We start from the raw sequence: 18,184 nt of genomic DNA, 5'->3' as shown, positions 1-18,184 counted from the left end.
TCCCTTAGCTCTCTAAATATCTTTTTTCAGCCAAACCTGCTTTTCTTCTATAGATCCAGATGATGACCGCAGCAGCGATCCAGATCAAGCTCATGACTTGAGCGATTCGAAGAGAAGTTTCCCAAACGATCAAGCTGTCTGTACGCAATCCTTCCACAAAAAAGCGTCCGATCGAGTACCAGATGATATACGTTAAGAACAGTTCCCCTCTATGAAGGTTCACTCTTCGTAAATAAAGAAGGATGATGACACCCGCGAAGCTCCAAAGAGATTCATATAAAAAAGTCGGGTGGTAATAGGTTCCGTCAATGTACATCTGATTGATGATAAAATCAGGCAGCATCAGTGATTCGAGAAAATCCCTTGTAACAGGTCCGCCATGAGCTTCCTGGTTCATGAAATTGCCCCAGCGGCCGATCGCCTGACCGAGCAGAATACTAGGTGCTGCGATATCTACGAGTTTCCAAAAAGAAATACCTCTTCTTTTACAGAAAATAAGCCCCGTTAAAAAAGAACCGATCAATGCTCCATGAATGGCGATGCCGCCTTCCCATACGGCCAGGATCTTACCAGGGTTATCTTTGTAAAAGTCCCATTCAAACGCAACATAATAAAGTCTTGCACATAGAATCGCAACAGGAACAGCAATCATGACCACATCTACAAATGTGTCTTTCGCAAGCCCCCGGCGTTCTGATTCTCTTACGGCGAGCCATAGCCCGAGCATCGCACCTAAACCAATAATAAGACCGTACCAATAGATCGTAATAGGACCTAACTCCAGCGCTACACGGTCCAACGGCTGAATCGTTTGTTCCACATTCTCCACTTCCTTTTAGTTCTTATAGATCGTCATCGTCTCCAGCTTCGATTACATCCGTCAGCCTCTCGGAAAATTGCTGTGCAGCGTTCATGCCCATTCGCTTCAATCGGAAGTTCATGGCTGCTACCTCAATGATTACCGCTAAGTTCCGCCCAGGGCGAACAGGAATCGTCAAGATTGGTATCTCTGTATCGATGATTTTCGTTGTCTCCTCTTCCAATCCTAGTCGGTCATACACCTTTTTAGAATCCCAAGCTTCGAGATTCATAACAATTGAGATTTTTTTATAGTTGCGGATCGCTCCAGCACCAAACAGCGTCATTACATTGATGATGCCAAGACCTCTGATTTCTAAAAGATGCTGAATCAGTTCAGGTGCGCTTCCAATCAGCGTATCTTCATCTTCCTGACGGATTTCAACAGAATCATCGGCTACGAGTCTGTGACCGCGCTTTACAAGCTCAAGGGCTGTTTCACTCTTACCAACTCCGGAGTTACCAGTAATCAGCACACCAATACCATATATATCCACAAGCACACCATGCTTCGCAGTCGTCGGTGCGAGGCGGCTCTCAAGAAAGTTCGTGATGCGGCTTGAAAGACGTGTCGTCGTTACAGGTGAGCGCATGATCGGCACACCAGTTTTGTGTGAAGCCTTCAACAGCTCTTTTGGCACCTCGATATCTCGTGAAACGATGATTCCAGGCGTTTCATCTGTACACAGCAGGCTCAATCTTTCCATGCGTGTTTCAGGATCCAGCTCAGAAATGAACGACAGCTCCGTTTTTCCTAATAACTGAAGACGCTCTCCTGGATAAAAAGTAAAATACCCAGCCATCTCAAGACCAGGACGTGAAATATCGCTCGTACGGATCGTGCGGTGTATGCCTTCCTCACCACTGACGAGCTCCAGTTGAAACTTATTGATTAATTCATGAATATGTACCTTCGCCATAGGGTCCTCCTTGACATTTTCCAATGATTCTATTGTATCACTTCACAACCGTATTAACCAAAAGGTTACGTTTGAAATTTATTGGTCAGACGTCCACGTATAAACATTTACAGGAATCGTGTTAAATGTCGTGTTTTTCTCATGTACCATGCCAAGTTTACTGGCAACACTGATGGACCGTTCATTTTGCTGCTGAATGAGGCAGATGAGTCTCTTTAATCCTAGCTGCTTTGATGCGTATTCTTTAAAAAAGGATGCCGCTTCCGTCGCATATCCGTTTCCCCAATATTCTTTGGCGAGCCAATAACCGATTTCAAATTCTTTCTTGCCGTCCACAGCTTGCTGAACCACTCCTGCATGCCCGATTGGCTGCATGGTTTCTTTATGGAGAATAAGATACAGGCCTCTTCCTTCCCGGTAGCCTGGCAGAAGCCATTCTTGAAAACTCTTATGAGCTTCCTCTGTGGATCTTGTCATACCTTTTCCGATGAATTGAACAACATCCGAATCCGCCCATAGTGAGGCGAAAAACGGAAAATCATCATTTGTGTAGCACCTGAATTGAAGACGTTCTGTTTCCATATTGAATTGCCCCTTTTAAAAACAAGGACCGTTTGAAAAGTACAAACGGCCTTGGATTGTTGTTTATTCATTTATAGTTATTGAAATTCTATCATGAACAGCTAACTTTTGACTCGGTTTCGTTAAACAATCGTTTAAAAGGATCGTACCGCTTTTAATCTTTTGTGCTATTTCTGTACGGCTCCATTCTTCGATATGATCAGCAAGCGTGCGGTCTAACCGGAAATTCCCTTCAGCACCTGTAATATTGATTTCAAAGGAATCGCTGCCTGATTCAGAAAGAGCTATTTTTTCTCCTTCCTCTATCGGCTTAAACTCAGAAGGAACAAGTGTCGCAGGATCGACGTGATTGGTAAACGATTTATAAATATCGAGCTTTTTGTTCCACGAATGATTCTTCGGACACTTATAAATCGCAAACTGATAGATGTTTTTACCGTTCGCATTATGTCTTCGGATTGTCGTATCTGTAAAAATCGTGACCTTTCCGCACATCTTGCATTGCTTTTTTACCGTATCGGCTTCTTGTTTTTTAAGAAGCATTAAAGAGTATTGTTGAGTTTGCATATTGATTTCACCTCGTAATAGTAGCGAGGGAATACAACTTCTATTTGAAAATCTTGCAGAACGAAAAAAAGCCCCCCTTTAACAAGGAGGGCCTGGAACGCATCGTTAAAGAACGCAACGGACTGCAGTTCGCTGTATTTCCTCTGTAATGGGATATAGACAGACTTCTCCCGTGGTCAAAAACACGTTGTTTTTTAACGGCTGAGAAGCGATCCAATTGTTTTCCATTACAGATTAAATGTTGGCATACAGGTCACTAAAGTTCCTTTCTTTCAAACAGATTGGTTTTATTTTACCACAATTTAACTAAACTGGGTACAAAAAATACCTCCCGCTTTTTGGCGAGAGGTATTCGAAATTACTTGTAGATTACTACAGATCCAACGGATTTGTCTTTTGCTTGTCCGATAACTTTAATTTTCAAACCGTATTCCGTAATGTTACGGCCAGCATCATCCATGTACGGATTTGCAAACGAATTGCTATCATCAAATAACGGAACTGCTGGCTGGCTTGCAAGCTTTAATGTTTGTAAACCAGGATAGTCTAAATTTAATCCAGAAGTTTTATTCAAACCAAACGCAGCATCAGCAATATGGTAACGTGTGCTTGCTTGCGCTTTTGTTCCATCAGCGAAGTTCCATTGCAGGTCAGTATTAACGTGAGCATCAACAACACCTACAAAACCATCTCCTGGGTGGACGCCAGTCCAGTTATCAGTAAATGAAGGATCAACATACCAAACTACTAAACCACCATCATAACTCATAAGAGAGGCACCACGTCTAATATTTTTCAGACCCATATCTACTCCCGCATGATTTCTCCACTCAAGTAAATAATAATGATCACTGTATTTGTTGCCATCGTTCTTTTCAAATCCATTAAAAGTAAATGGTGAAGCAGCTTCTGCGCCATCTTCCACAATTGTTTGACCATCTGCTACTACATTGATATTGTCTGCAAAGAAACCAAGCTGGCTTGTCCCCCAATCTGTTGCATAACGAAGGCGAAGCTGAATTTCTTTTCCTGCATAATCTGAAAGATCAAATGTTTGCTGTTCCCATCCATCAGACATTCCCGTAAATCCAGGCATTGAATCTAGAATTGTTGGATAGCCTTGAGAAGTTACATCAGAGCGTGTATTTTCATTCCCTAGAGATTTCCATGTTGCACCGTTGTCTTCAGATACTTGTACAAAAGCAAAATCCCATTGCTCTTCAATGTCATACCATGCATCAAATGTTAAAGTAGCAGAAGACTTACCAGTTAAGTTAACATTTGTCACCATATTTGTATCGATCTCATCCTGCTGTCCGCCCCAATATTGGTAAGAGCCTGTTAGCGGTGCAGTAATTGGTGTCTTTTTCTGAGGAAGATTTACTTTAATAGCTTGATTGTTCTTCCCATTTGGTGAATTAGCTTGATCAAGTAAGAATTGCTTTCCTTTAGACTTAACATCCTCTAAATCAATTTCAGTTGGCGTTGTCCAGTTTCCACCTAAAGTAGACTGAAAAAAGGTTTTAGCTAATGGAGAGAATCCAGTTGGTTCTGTTCCTCCAATTTTACCAGCCCATGAGCCACTCGCCATAATAGACCAGTAACCTACGGCCTCACCTGTTCCTGAATAGATTGTGTCATATTCATCAGGATATCCTAGATCATGTCCATATTCATGAGCGAAAACTCCTGTCGCTCCATCTTCAGGCATCATCGTATAATCATAGAAACCAGGTTTACCTTTTGGAGAACCATCTTCATTAATGCGGCCATCATTATCTACAAATTTCGCTGAACGGTGTGACCATATTGCATTATTACCTAGAGACCCCCCACCTGCTTCTTGTCCAACACCAGCATGAATAATCATGAGATGATCGACTAGACCATCCGCCTCAAGAACATTTCCATCACCATCTAAATCATGCGGATCTTCAACATCATAATCTTCAACTGGGACACCTGCGGCTAATGCAGCATTGTAGGCATCAACAACCAGCTGTTTTGATCCACCTTTATTATTTTCATCTACTACATTATCATGTCCGCCTGAAGCTTTGTCTGCTCCGTAATAAGCAGCTGTTCCAGGAACTTTCAGCCAGCCATATGCTTTACCTTGTACAGAATATGTGCCACCTGATTGCTGTTCATAGAACTGTTTCATAGAAACAAAATTTTCACCGTTTGGACCTTTAACACCATTATCACCAAAAATCATATCTTCATAGTGTGAAAGTGGATAGTCAGAATAATAGTTGTCTGTTTCACTTGGATCAATGTTATTATGCTCAAAGTCAGAATACTCTACTGATAATACAAGTACTTTGTCTTTTCGAACTTCACCTTTGTAAGGTTTTTCTTTTACAGGATCAGGATTTTTTGTTTTTACTCCTTCATCTTTCTTACCTTTGAGTCCTTTGAATTTCTTCTCCTTTTTAGCATCGGAAGCTTTTACTTTCGCAGCAAGCGGATCATTTCCTTTTGCCCCTGTTTCTTCTCCTTTTAAGTCAAGATACTTATCAAGAGCTGCTTCCTTTTGTTTTGCAGATGCGTTTTTAGAAACAACACCTTGCTTAACCAATAAATCTATTAATCTTTCTTTATTCACAATCGCTAAGTCCAAACTAGAATGCGAATGGTTATGGTTTTTAATTCCTTTCAACACCTCATCCATAGCTGATTGTGCATTAACATTTGTTGAGCCTGCGAACAATGATGATGAAGCTAGTCCTAACGACAAACTCGTTGCAAGCAACGTTTTACCCCATTTATTCTTCCCTATCCCCATTATGTCCCCTCCTGATTTATATGAATGTTCAGAATTTTGTTGCTTTTAAAATGTACCATATCATCCAAATTTTGAAATTGGACTTTGGCACTAAGAAACGACAAAAATATTATTTTATAATAGTTCTAAATACTTAGTTTTAAGACAAAACAGCACTTTTTCCCCAAAATAATAGGCTGTTTTCTACAGAATTGTTACTTTTTGATACCTCTCTTCCTTGCAAGTTGATTGGAGCGGAAGGTGCGAGACTCCTGCGGGACTAGCGGTCAGGTGAGACCCCGCAGGCGAAATTTGCCGAGGAGGCTCACCGTTCGCCCCGCGGAAAGCGAGCATCCTAAAGAGGAAATCAACCACTTACAAGAGCGACAAAGATTGCAAAAACACTAAACAAAAAAACACCTCTCCTTGAGAGGTGTCGAATCATTATCTTCTTTTCTTTTTTCTCTTCTTCATAGGCTCTAAGATAAAGTTAGTGAGGAACATATTGAGTAGGGAGATGATTATGGCCGCAAGGAGTGCCATTCCAAATCCATCGATATTAAAGGAGTCACCCATCAGTTCAGCCGTCAGTGATAATAGTGCAGCATTGATGACGATAAGAAATAATCCTAAAGAAATGATGGTCACTGGCAGCGTCAAAAGCACTAATACCGGTTTTAAGAAAACGTTAAACAGTGACAGCAACACGCTGGCTATTAGTGCAGCACTGATATTTTCGATATGAAATCCATCGAAATACCCAGCGACAACCATTAAAGCGATTGTATTAATAAGTAAGGAAGCCAGCCAGCTTTTCATTTAAAAGTCGCTTTCTTCAGGCATGACTGCCATTGCAATAATATAGGAAAGCCCTACGGGAATGACCGCTGTAAAAATAGCAAGAGCTACGGTTCCGAGCCGTACAACCGTTGGATCGACATTCATATATTCAGCGAGTCCGCCGCACACACCAGCGATCTTCGCATCAGTAGACCGTTTTAGCTTTTTCATAAAATAACATCACCTCTATTTGGCTTTTAACACCGCAACTGAACCTGTTTTCGCTTCAGCTTCAAGCTTGAACTGCGGCCATGCTGCTCCTTTATTCGCGATAAAAGAGAGGAACTTACGCGTGACTTCCTTTTTCTCTTCTCTAACTTCTACTGAATCAAAGTCACAAATAAATCCTCCAACAATCGTTTTCAGCACCGCATCAAGTTCTAGTGTTTCCGGGAATTCAGTTTCTATTTTTCCCGTCACCGTTTTAAAAGATGCATACCCTTCAACAGTTGAAGCAAAACGGCAGTAAATCGATCCGTTAATGGTTTCAGAACGGACCTGTGAAGCATCTACCGTAAGCCTGACTGGGCCGTTCATCGTGTCTGCTTCAACGTCTTTGTATTCACAGTCTTTTAATGTTAACGAACCATTCGCAGCTGTTGCTTTAACTGTTTCCCCTGAGCAATGATTAACAGCAATAGCACCTACTGTCGTTTTTACCGTTAATGTTTTTGCCTGGCAATCACTGATTTTAACAGGACCATTAAAAGTAGTAATCTTGATTACCTCATAAGAATCTCTTGGAACCGATATAACCGCGTTTACTTTTTGATGTTTGTTTCTAGAGTAAAAACGCATTTTGGTAGCATCACAATCGTAGAACGTCTCATTTCTGAACTTTGTTTTTGCAGAAGATCCTTCAGGAACCTTGTAAACATGCGCGTCACATTCAACTTGGACGTCTTTGCGATCCCAAGGCACAACCGTGACAGATCCGTTATAGACTTCGATGTCCATCTCTTGAAACATCACATGGCTGTCCTGAAAAACATATTGCACAGGTTCTGATGGTCCAAAGTTTAGGTCAAAATCAACGGTTTTAATCCGTTTAACAACACGATCAAAAAACTTAGCCACTTTATATCCGGACGATGGAAGCTTCACAGCCGTAGCTCCGTTCACGGCTTTCTTTTTTAGACTGATCGGGCTTAGTGAGCTGATTTGAGTTTTCTTCTTGTCGTTTAAGGCATATAACAACTTTTCAGCCTCTTCCGCTGAAATTTTCCCTTCGTTTAACATGTTTAAGATCATTTTCCGTTCTTCCATGCATTGACGCCTCCCTTTTGGATTCCGTCACCGGCGCCGGCTGATTCTAAGATGTCTGATACGTTTCCGGTATTACTTGTACGATTTATGAGAGAATTACCTTTATCCCTTTAACAATATTCCAGATGGTCACAATTAATGTCAAAGTACCAAAAATGAGTGCACTGATAATGATTGCAGCTAAATGATATTGTGTTTCAAAAACGATAATAATCCCGAGTGGTACTGCGACAATTGGTAATAAGTGCGATAAGAAAGATTTTTTCGCATGTTCCATTACTTCCGAATCATCTACAACTAAGTAGACGACGATCGGAAACAGAAAAGGTGCAAAAAACAAACTAAAATAACATATAGCAGAAACTGCTTTTTTCGTGCCTTCTTTCATAACATGACCTCCTGCTCTGAATGAAAAACGAAAACCGACCATGAATGCAAGCAAAAGGCATGTGCCTTTTTTTACTTCGACCTCATGAAACAAACTTCCTTTTTCCCTATACCCATTCGACATAACTTCTAAAATTCCGTATGATAATGACAAAAACCCCAAAGGGAGCGTCTTCCATTTGAAAAATATAAAAACCTTAAAGGTACTTTTTATAGTATTAACCATGCTAATGATCACTAGCATTGTATTCGGTGTTATGACTGAGAATGATAGGAATTTAGGTGTATCTGATCGAATCATTGCCGGTGTGATCGGCTCGATTATTGCTGCAGCAATTAATTATGTAATATACAAACTTCTTTCTAAGATATGGAAATAAATCACTCATCTATTTTATATGAAAATTGTCGATTTGAGGAGAAATTGTTTGAATTTCGAGTAAAAAAGGAAATGATACGTAAAAACAGGAACAGGAGTGATGTCTAATGTCTGAAGAGAAGAAAAAACAAAAAGGAAAAATGGACAATCCTGAACAATACGACACAGATAAAGAAAGCCTATTCGATAAATTTGAAAGCGAAAAAAATGTAGATCCTATTCCGATGGAGGATCTTAAACAAGAAAAACGTGAAGAAAAAGATAAGAAGAGGACGAAAGATTCTTCGTCCAGTGAGAAGAAATACAAGTAATTAAAGAAACAGTGCCTTGCTTAACGAGGCGCTGTTTTTTGTTGTTAAGACAGTTTTTGAAAGTGGTTGATTTCCGCTCACACGTGCTCGCTTTCCGCGGGACGTGCGGTGAGCCTCCTCGACGCGAAGTGTCCATAGGAGTCTCACCTGTCCCGCTAATCCCGCAGGAGTCTCGCACCTTGGGCTCCAATCAACTTGTCATGGAAGAAATAAAAAAAATGAACAAAAAGGAACACACTTTTAAAATATTTACATGAAAAAAAGACCAAATCATCTGTTTATGATTTGATCTCTACGAAGTTTATTTAGCTAACTTTTCTTTTTCTTTGATTTTACCTGTCATGCGCTTCTTATCTCGTTTTAAGATCGGTGCAAGATAGCGGCCGGTATGGGATTCTTCAATCTCAGCAAGTTCTTCAGGAGTTCCTGCTCCAACGATCATGCCACCTTTGTCCCCGCCTTCTGGTCCTAAGTCGACTAGGTGATCACACTGTTTGATGACATCAAGGTTATGTTCAATGACCAGAACAGAATCTCCATTGTCAACGAGACGTTGAAGGACAACAAGCAAACGTGAAATATCATCCACATGAAGTCCTGTTGTAGGTTCATCGAGAATGTAGATCGTTTTCCCTGTCGAACGTTTATGCAGCTGAGAAGCCAGTTTTACACGCTGCGCTTCCCCGCCGGATAATGTTGTTGCTGACTGACCAAGCTTGATATAGCCAAGTCCAACATCAAGAATGGTTTGCAGCTTGCGTTTTATCTTAGGGATATTCGCAAAGAACTCTACTGAATCCTCAACAGTCATATCAAGAATGTCTGCGATGTTCTTTCCTTTGTATTTCACTTCAAGCGTTTCTCGGTTATATCTCTTTCCATGACACACTTCACACGGAACATACACATCCGGTAAAAAGTGCATTTCAATTTTAATGATTCCGTCTCCGCGGCAAGCTTCACAGCGTCCGCCTTTTACGTTGAAAGAGAAACGGCCTTTCTTGTATCCGCGCACCTTTGCTTCATTCGTTGATGCAAACACATCACGAATATCATCAAAAACACCTGTGTACGTTGCCGGATTCGAACGTGGTGTACGACCGATCGGTGACTGATCGATATCAATAACTTTATCGATATGCTCGAGACCCTTAATGGTTTTATGGGCACCTGGCTTATCTTTTGCACGGTGAAGCTTTTGCGCTAGCGCTTTATGCAAAATCTCATTAACTAGCGTACTTTTCCCAGAGCCAGAAACACCTGTAACGCCAGTGAACAATCCTAGAGGGATTTTAGCAGATACATTTTTCAGGTTGTTTTCTGTCGCGCCCTTCACTTCAATGTAACGGCCATCCGGTTTACGTCTTTTCTTCGGAAGCGGGATAAACTTTTTACCAGAAAGATACTGACCCGTCAGTGATTCAGGGTCTTCCATAATCTCCTGCGGTGTCCCTTGTGATGTGATCACACCGCCATGAGCACCCGCACCAGGACCGATATCAATGATATAGTCCGCCGCAAGCATCGTATCTTCATCATGTTCAACTACGATTAGTGTGTTTCCAAGTGAACGCATTTCTTCTAATGTGCGGATCAGTCTGTCGTTATCGCGTTGGTGAAGACCGATCGAAGGCTCATCCAGAATATAAAGAACGCCCATCAAACGTGAACCTACTTGTGTAGCAAGACGAATACGCTGTGCTTCCCCGCCTGACAACGTACCAGCTGATCGGCTGAGTGTCAGATAATCGAGTCCAACGTTAATAAGGAAACCAGAACGATCCACGATTTCTCGTAAAATTAACTTAGCAATGGCTTGCTCTTTTTCTGTAAGGTCAAGGTTGTCGAAAAATTGTTTAGCCTCCGTAATCGAAAGGGAAGTTGTTTCTCCGATATGTCTTCCGTTGATTAAAACGGACAGTGCTTCTTTCTTCAGACGATGCCCTTTACAAGTCGGGCACGGCTTTTGTGCCATGTATCCTTCCATCTGTTCACGGATATAATCAGAGCTCGTCTCTCTGTATCGACGCTGAATATTTCCTAAAACACCTTCAAACTGAATCTCATTTTTACGGACTTGTCCAAAGTCGTTTTTATAGCGGAACGTAAGATATTCCTTACTTCCGTTCAATATCTTATCGATCTGATCTTTTGGCAGATTTTCAACTGGCACATCCATATCAATACCAAAATGGTTACAGATGCTCTCTAAGAGCTGAGGATAATACTGTGAGCTGATTGGTTCCCATGGTGCAATAGCATTTTCGCGCAAAGAACGGGTCCAATCCGGGATGACCAATTCAGGATCCACCTCAAGCTTAACTCCTAAGCCGTCACAAGATGAACAAGCCCCGAACGGACTGTTGAATGAAAACAGGCGGGGTTCGAGTTCACCGATAGAAAATCCGCAATGCGGACATGCATGATTTTGAGAGAATAGAAGTTCTTCTTCTCCCATCACATCAACCACTACACTGCCGCCTCCAAGATTTAAGGCAGCTTCCAGAGAGTCTGCTAAGCGAGTCGCGATACCCTCTTTAACTACGATCCGGTCGATGACGATTTCAATAGAGTGTTTTTTATTTTTTTCGAGTTTGATTTCCTCTGAGACTTCGCGCATTTCTCCATCAACACGAACACGGACATATCCTTGCTTTTTAATATCTTCTAAGGCTTTAACATGCTCGCCTTTTCGTCCAGAAACGACTGGTGATAAAATTTGCAGCTTCGTACGTTCCGGGTATTCTAAAATTCGGTCTACCATTTGTTCAATCGTTTGAGATGTGATCTCTACGTTATGAACGGGACAAACCGGACGTCCGATTCGTGCGAATAAAAGACGCAGGTAATCATAGATTTCCGTAACGGTTCCAACCGTTGAACGCGGGTTTCGGCTAGTGGTCTTCTGGTCGATCGAGATAGCCGGTGAAAGACCTTCGATAGAATCAACATCCGGCTTGTCCATCTGTCCGAGGAACTGACGGGCATACGCAGATAGAGATTCAACGTAACGACGCTGCCCTTCTGCATAGATCGTATCGAATGCCAGTGAAGATTTTCCCGAACCAGATAAACCGGTTAGAACAACGAGCTTATCACGCGGGATCGTAATATCTATATTCTTTAGATTATGGGCTCTTGCACCCTTAACAATTATGTTTTGATTGGTTGCCAACTGCAATCATCCTTCCGCTTTTAACTCAAGAATGAGGTCACGAAGCTCTGCTGCACGTTCGAAATGAAGGTTCTTGGCAGCGTCCTTCATCTCTTTTTCCATACGCTCGATAAAGGCTTCGCGATCTTTCTTGCTCATCTTTTGCTTAGGAGCTTGTGCACCTGTATAGGTTTCTGTATCTTCAGCAGCTTGTGTTGCACGAATAACATCACGAACTTCTTTTTTGATCGTAGTCGGTGTGATGCCGTGCTTTTCATTGTGTTCCATCTGCTTTTGACGTCTGCGCTGGGTTTCATCAATCGCAATCTGCATGGATTTCGTTATTTTATCTCCATACATGATAACGTGCCCGTTTGAGTTACGGGCAGCACGTCCGATCGTCTGAATAAGCGAACGCTCCGAACGAAGGAAACCTTCTTTATCTGCATCCAAAATAGCAACTAGTGATACTTCAGGGATATCAAGTCCTTCTCTTAAAAGGTTGATTCCGACGAGGACGTCAAACACACCTAGGCGAAGGTCACGTATGATCTGAATCCGTTCAAGAGTTTTGATTTCTGAGTGAAGATAACGGACTTTTATACCGAGCTCTACAAAATAATCGGTTAAGTCCTCAGACATTTTCTTCGTCAATGTTGTGACTAGTACTCTTTCATTTTTAGCAATTCTCTCGTTTATTTCACCGAGTAAATCGTCAATCTGTCCTTTAATAGGTCGTACTTCTAATGTAGGGTCAAGCAACCCTGTCGGACGAATGATCTGCTCAACAGGTTCTGGTGCATGTTCGAGCTCATATGGCCCTGGTGTCGCTGATACATAAATGTGCTGAAACTTCGTATATCTTTCAAATTCCTCAAAGGTTAACGGACGGTTGTCTTTTGCTGAAGGCAGACGGAAACCATGATCAACAAGAACACTTTTTCTCGCCTGGTCTCCATTAAACATTCCACGAATCTGCGGAAGTGTAACATGAGACTCGTCGATAACGATTAAAGAGTCATCTGGGAAGTAGTCCAGCAAGGTATAAGGAGTAGATCCTAAAGGACGAAGTGTTAAATGAACAGAATAGTTCTCGATTCCGGAACAGAATCCCATTTCAGCCATCATCTCAAGATCGTAGCGGGTACGCTGTTCAAGCCTCTGTGCTTCGAGCAGCTTCCCTGCTTCATTAAGTTCCTTAAGCCTGTCCTCAAGTTCAGCTTCAATTCGTTTGATCGCAAGCTTCATCTTTTCTTCACGGGTTACGAAGTGAGACGCAGGGAAAATAGCAACGTGTTTACGTTCACCTAAAATTTCACCAGTAAGTGCATCTACTTCTGTAATCCGGTCGATCTCATCACCAAAAAACTCCACCCGCAAACAGTGTTCGTCACGTGAAGCCGGGAAGATTTCCACCACATCACCGCGAACACGGAACGTACCACGGGTGAAATTGATATCGTTTCGGTTGTACTGAATATCGACTAAATCTCGTAATAGCTGATCTCGGTCTCTTTCCATTCCTTCTCTGAGCGAGATTACCATGTCACGGTATTCATCTGGAGATCCTAGACCATAGATACAAGAAACACTGGCAACAATAATAACGTCTTTTCTTTCAAAAAGAGAAGAGGTTGCGGAGTGACGAAGCTTATCGATCTCATCGTTGATGCTGGCATCCTTTTCGATGTAGGTGTCTGAATGAGCAATGTAAGCTTCAGGCTGATAGTAATCGTAGTAGGATACAAAATATTCAACCGCATTGTTCGGAAAGAACTCTTTAAGTTCACTGTAAAGCTGACCAGCTAATGTTTTGTTATGAGCGATAACAAGCGTTGGTTTATTCACTTCCTGGATGACATTTGATACGGTGAACGTCTTCCCTGTTCCGGTCGCACCAAGCAATGTCATGCTCTTTTTTCCTGCATTAATATTGTTCACAAGATGTTTGATCGCTGCGGGCTGATCTCCTTGTGGCTGATAATCAGATTTGATTTCAAACATTTGACTTTGACTCACAAAACCGAACCTCCGTTCCTAATTTCTGGTTACTCAAATTATAGCACAGCACCGATCCAAAAACCTAATAATTACGAACAAATATTCGCAGAAGTTTCTGGAAAGAATTCATCGTGGTATACTTATAGTTGGGCGCTTGTTGGGAAATAAATTGTTTGGGGTCTGACCCCATTTCCCATCAGCTGTATCAACGGTTTCGGGGAAATTGTAGCAGGTGTGTCCCCAAAAGGAGATGCTTTAAATTGGAATTTTTCTATATATTGCTTGGGTTGTGCATTGGTATATTCTCTGGATTCTTCGGCATTGGCGGAGGCTTTATTCTGACGCCGGTTCTTATTTTGTTTGGTATCCCTCCACTGTCTGCAATTGGAACGAGTTTGATGTATTCGATCGGAACGAGTGTTTCAGGAGTGGCTGCTCACCTGCGATTTAAGAATATTATCTGGAAAACAGCTGCTGTGATCGGCTCTGTAGGTGTCCTGGCGACTCAGGTTGCTCATCCGCTCGTTGTGTGGCTTGAGAAAAAGGGTTACGACGATACAATCATCCCAGTTTTCTATATTTTGCTTCTTGCATACTTTGCACTTTCCCTGCTTTATAAACAATCAAAACACAACAAAAGTAATGAATCAGGTGAAAAGCAAATTTCTTTTTCTTTAGTGAAAGCTGTCTTCATTGGATTTACCGGAGGTTTTATTTCTACCACTCTAGGTGTGGGCGGAGGATTTGTAATGGTGCCTTTATTGATCTCAATGATGAACTTTCCGTCCAGAAAAGCAGTAGGCACAAGTTTGGTCAGTGTTTTCTTGATCGTAACAGCTGGTTTCTTAACGTACGCGACATCCATTCAGCTCGACTACAAACTTGGCATCCTCTTAATCCTGGGAGCATTAGTAGGGACTCAGCTAGGAGCAAAACTGACAACGATCTATTCAAACGAACAAATTCAAAAATACTTAGGAGCTCTGTACATCACGATACTAGCTTCTGTAGTATTGAAGCTAGTTCATTTCGATAAGGCAGGTCTGGGAGTAATCACGATCTATGTACTTACACTTCTCATTCTCTTCCTAAAAGAAACGATCTCGCATACAAAAAGAAAGACGTCTACCTCATAAAAGGTGCCGTCTTTTTCTATTTTACTTTTCTCTTTTGTTTTTCATAAATTTTCAACCCTAGTAAAAAGCCTATGATTGTAGAAATTCCAGCTATGATTTGGAGCGGCAGCGGCTGATGCAGGCCATCCAATCCGAAAATTAATATTAGTATGGTGATCCCTAATGGCAGAAACTTTGAAAATAACACTCTGTTAAATAACAGCAGCAAAAATATTGGAAACAGAGCCGCAAAAACATACTCCAACATGAAACAATTGACCCCTCTCATCTGAACGCTCAAAAACCCAACTTTAGTAAACGTCCATCTATACCTCTCTAAATTTAACCAAACTCCCTATACAAAAACAAGGAAATTGTTAAGGGAAATAAATTGTTTGGGGTCAGACCCCATTTCCCAGCGAAACTTTCTGTCTATTTGGACGTACAGTAGGATAAGGTATACAAAGTTCGAATATGATTAACAATGTATCTTTAAGGAGATGATTTGATATGTTAAAGAAAATACTTAAATCGTTATTGGGACACAAAAGCTATAACAAATACAGCAGCTCTGGATACAAGTACAAGAAAAGCTATAAAAAGTACAGCAGCAGTGACTTTGGGAAGAAGCATTATGGCGGCTACGGTCATAAGCATTACAAGAAGAAAAAGAGAAGCAGCTTTTTCAGCAGCTGATTATTCCTAGGATGATGTTTCCTAATGATCACTGAAATTCTGAAAGGTCTTCAAAGAACGTTATTTGATCGACCTCTTAAACCGGTTCTCCTCCTTCAAGGTCGTTATCGCATTAACGAAGTGCTGGGGATGGGGAGTTACGGAATTACTTATTTAGCGCAGGACCATTTAACAGACACTATCGTCGTTCTAAAACAGCTCAGGACCACAAAAGCGAAAACCGAAAGCGGACTCCGTTCTTTTAAAAGAGAGTCTGAAATCCTTAAAGCTGTACAACATCCTCAAGTGCCGAAGCTTTTAGATGAATTTCAGAATGATAGAGGTTTTTTTATCACGATGGAATGGATAAATGGAGATACTTTTGAGGACCTGATTTTTCGCGATCAGCACACGTACAGCGAAAATGAAACCATCACGATCTTCCTAGAGCTGCTCAATATTATTGAGACGTTTCACGAAAATGGGATCATACACCGTGACCTTCGCATACCAAATATCATTCAGCGCAACGGAAAACTGTACATCATCGATTTTGGACTTGCTTGCTTTTTATCAGATCGAGAAACTGCAGATCCTGATGATCATCCTGAGAAACTGCGGATGCGTGCGGTCACCGTTGAAAGTGATCTTTTTGCACTTGGTCATTTCGCCTTGTTCCTCCTCTATTCTACCTATGAACCTCAATCTAAGGAGGAAAGAAGCTGGGAGGAAGAACTCAATATTTCAAATTCATTGAAAGCTGTTCTTCGCAAGATGCTGCAGTTAGACGACCCCTTTCATTCCGTTGCGGACGTCCGAACTGCATTACTCCAAATATGAAGGCCCGGACATTATTATTCCGGGCCTTGTTATGTGGACTTGAATCGATTTTGTTTTTCTTTTTCCAAGAACTCTTCAAACTCTTTTTCATGTTTTGTTGTAACAGCCAAGTTGTGCATCGCTCGGTGAAATTGCTGATAATCTAACGTGAATAAAAAAAGATCTTCAAAACCGCTTGCTGTGAACACCCCAAATTCCCATACCGCGTTATAATCACGCTTATTGAGAGATTTCGCCATTAGATCCAGCACTTTGAGGATTTCTGTGCAGATGATGACATTATCTTTCGCATAGTGCCTGATATACCCAAAAGCATTATAAAGATAATGACTAAAGTCTCTTTCTTGCAAAACCACACGCAGATTATTGTTGTGATCCACTAAGTACTTTGAGAATATCGAATTCCGCGAGATGGAAGCAAGGACTTCTCCTAGTTGATAGATAGCAGTAGTCGCGGTCTTCGGATCATAATTTCCAAGAGATCTTATTGCAACTTCCACTAGTTTATTGATACTGAACTCTATATCTTGAACTTCCGTCTGCCTTCTTCCGATACTGATGAGTGACAAATATTTTTGTTCATCTACTTCATTTTCACCTTTCTTCCAATATGTTATGAATGGTGTTGAAGCAAACACGTAACTTCCGATCGTATATTCCAACTGAATGACTATATCATCTTTTTCAGCCTCTTTTATAATAGAAATAAAATCTACCAACTGAATAAAGCCAGATTTTCTTGCCGTTATCGTAGTTCCTTTATTCTCGCAGATATCACTGTTTACCGTGCTTAGATCATTTACCTTATAAGGATCTACTTCATCCTCTAACGTATTTTTCACTATGGATAGCGCTTCGTTTTTCATATCATATGTCATCTGGTTTACTTGCAGCCAGGCGACCGCATGATTAATAAAAAAGATAAACGTTCCCATCGAGAATGCTGCGATAATCGCAGCGAGCAAAGGAACAGCAAAATAATACTCGGCCATTCTTTTGTTCAAAAATAGAAAACTCAATAACATATAGATGAAACTCGATGTAAAGATGCCAAGCACTCGCTGAGTTGATTTACTAGCAATAAAGTTTTTGAGCATCCGGGGTGAAAACTGCCCCGAAAATGTCGTAAAAACAACGAGAATCAAGTTAAAAGTAAAGGTAGTCAGCGTTAAGATCGCAGCTGTAAGTGTCCCCACCAAATTTCTTGTAAGGTCATAGTCTACCGCAAAAAATGGCCGCATCTGATTTCCTAAATCGTACTTTAAATCTGTCGTTAGCGTAACACTTACTAATAGAGAAGAAAAAATAACATATAGAACTGGAGTAAACCACATATTCGATTGAACAGTATGAGATAGTTCCCTCTCAGACATTTTTGTATATTTTTTTAAATAATTATCGAGCAGATTCATTCTAAACATATTTCCGTCCTCTCATGATTCCATGCAATAAAAAATAGATTTAAACCAAATGCTCCTATCCTATTTTGCCCTAATCACAAAAAGTAAAACTTCTAATATCG

The 18,184-nt window shown here is 41.1% G+C and carries 18 protein-coding genes; 5 read left to right on the top strand and 13 right to left on the bottom strand.

What is annotated here, in order from left to right; translation table 11 throughout:
• Positions 1-4: 4 nt before the first annotated feature.
• The 9 genes from lgt to EV282_RS03645 all read right to left on the bottom strand — a co-directional run bounded on the left by lgt (position 5) and on the right by EV282_RS03645 (position 8,188).
• A complete protein-coding gene (lgt, locus tag EV282_RS03685) occupies positions 5-820 on the bottom strand; it encodes a prolipoprotein diacylglyceryl transferase (protein WP_130293885.1) in 816 nt (271 codons plus the stop codon).
• Between the two features lie 22 nt (positions 821-842).
• Positions 843-1,778 carry an HPr(Ser) kinase/phosphatase gene (hprK, locus tag EV282_RS03680; RefSeq protein ID WP_066292637.1) on the bottom strand — a complete coding sequence of 312 codons (936 nt, stop codon included), beginning with the start codon at positions 1,776-1,778 and terminating at the stop codon, positions 843-845.
• A 78-nt stretch (positions 1,779-1,856) separates the two neighbouring features.
• Positions 1,857-2,360, bottom strand: coding sequence for a GNAT family N-acetyltransferase (locus tag EV282_RS03675; protein WP_130293884.1), 504 nt, complete (start codon positions 2,358-2,360; stop codon positions 1,857-1,859).
• A 63-nt stretch (positions 2,361-2,423) separates the two neighbouring features.
• Entirely contained in the window at positions 2,424-2,927 is a 504-nt protein-coding gene (locus EV282_RS03670) for a cytoplasmic protein (RefSeq protein WP_130293882.1), read from the bottom strand.
• 358 nt (positions 2,928-3,285) lie between these two features.
• Positions 3,286-5,715, bottom strand: a complete 2,430-nt coding sequence (locus EV282_RS03665) for an immune inhibitor A domain-containing protein (protein WP_242611826.1) — start codon at positions 5,713-5,715, stop codon at positions 3,286-3,288.
• A gap of 423 nt (positions 5,716-6,138) precedes the next feature.
• A complete protein-coding gene (locus EV282_RS03660) occupies positions 6,139-6,513 on the bottom strand; it encodes a phage holin family protein (RefSeq protein ID WP_130293881.1) in 375 nt (124 codons plus the stop codon).
• A complete protein-coding gene (locus EV282_RS03655; RefSeq protein WP_130293880.1) occupies positions 6,514-6,705 on the bottom strand; it encodes a PspC domain-containing protein in 192 nt (63 codons plus the stop codon).
• 15 nt (positions 6,706-6,720) lie between these two features.
• On the bottom strand, positions 6,721-7,800 hold the full coding sequence (locus EV282_RS03650) for a DUF4097 family beta strand repeat-containing protein (protein ID WP_130293878.1): 1,080 nt from the start codon (positions 7,798-7,800) through the stop codon (positions 6,721-6,723).
• An 85-nt stretch (positions 7,801-7,885) separates the two neighbouring features.
• Complete coding sequence (locus EV282_RS03645) at positions 7,886-8,188, bottom strand: DUF4870 domain-containing protein (RefSeq protein ID WP_077361120.1); 303 nt, start codon at positions 8,186-8,188, stop codon at positions 7,886-7,888.
• Between the two features lie 229 nt (positions 8,189-8,417).
• Here EV282_RS03645 and EV282_RS20105 point away from each other — a divergent pair, with 229 nt between their 5' ends.
• Complete coding sequence (locus EV282_RS20105) at positions 8,418-8,567, top strand: hypothetical protein (protein WP_165389345.1); 150 nt, start codon at positions 8,418-8,420, stop codon at positions 8,565-8,567.
• Positions 8,568-8,673: 106 nt separating this feature from the next.
• Positions 8,674-8,877, top strand: a complete 204-nt coding sequence (locus EV282_RS03640; RefSeq protein WP_130293877.1) for a hypothetical protein — start codon at positions 8,674-8,676, stop codon at positions 8,875-8,877.
• A gap of 301 nt (positions 8,878-9,178) precedes the next feature.
• On the opposite strand, the gene uvrA is transcribed toward EV282_RS03640, so the two are convergent.
• On the bottom strand, positions 9,179-12,052 hold the full coding sequence (gene uvrA, locus EV282_RS03635; RefSeq protein WP_130293875.1) for an excinuclease ABC subunit UvrA: 2,874 nt from the start codon (positions 12,050-12,052) through the stop codon (positions 9,179-9,181).
• 6 nt (positions 12,053-12,058) lie between these two features.
• Positions 12,059-14,035 (bottom strand): excinuclease ABC subunit UvrB, encoded by a 1,977-nt coding sequence (gene uvrB, locus EV282_RS03630; RefSeq protein WP_130296890.1) that lies wholly within the window; start codon positions 14,033-14,035, stop codon positions 12,059-12,061.
• Between the two features lie 257 nt (positions 14,036-14,292).
• On the opposite strand from uvrB, the gene EV282_RS03625 reads away from it, so the two are divergent.
• Positions 14,293-15,168: a sulfite exporter TauE/SafE family protein gene (locus EV282_RS03625; RefSeq protein ID WP_130293873.1), complete on the top strand. Its 876-nt coding sequence runs from the start codon at positions 14,293-14,295 to the stop codon at positions 15,166-15,168.
• Positions 15,169-15,184: 16 nt separating this feature from the next.
• Here EV282_RS03625 and EV282_RS03620 read toward each other — a convergent pair whose 3' ends face one another.
• Positions 15,185-15,415 carry a DUF2198 family protein gene (locus EV282_RS03620; protein WP_165389344.1) on the bottom strand — a complete coding sequence of 77 codons (231 nt, stop codon included), beginning with the start codon at positions 15,413-15,415 and terminating at the stop codon, positions 15,185-15,187.
• A 242-nt stretch (positions 15,416-15,657) separates the two neighbouring features.
• On the opposite strand from EV282_RS03620, the gene EV282_RS03615 reads away from it, so the two are divergent.
• Positions 15,658-15,843 carry a hypothetical protein gene (locus EV282_RS03615; RefSeq protein WP_130293870.1) on the top strand — a complete coding sequence of 62 codons (186 nt, stop codon included), beginning with the start codon at positions 15,658-15,660 and terminating at the stop codon, positions 15,841-15,843.
• Between the two features lie 24 nt (positions 15,844-15,867).
• Positions 15,868-16,662 carry a serine/threonine protein kinase gene (locus EV282_RS03610; RefSeq protein WP_242611825.1) on the top strand — a complete coding sequence of 265 codons (795 nt, stop codon included), beginning with the start codon at positions 15,868-15,870 and terminating at the stop codon, positions 16,660-16,662.
• Between the two features lie 29 nt (positions 16,663-16,691).
• Here the strand turns inward: EV282_RS03610 and EV282_RS03605 are convergent, their stop codons facing one another.
• Positions 16,692-18,083, bottom strand: coding sequence for a DUF2254 domain-containing protein (locus EV282_RS03605; RefSeq protein ID WP_242611824.1), 1,392 nt, complete (start codon positions 18,081-18,083; stop codon positions 16,692-16,694).
• Positions 18,084-18,184 lie beyond the last annotated feature (101 nt).

Source organism: Fictibacillus sp. BK138, from assembly GCF_004216955.1.
Lineage (GTDB): Bacteria > Bacillota > Bacilli > Bacillales > Fictibacillaceae > Fictibacillus.
The sequence above is the reverse complement of the archived record's forward strand: the minus strand, read 5'-3'. Positions and strand labels throughout refer to the sequence as shown.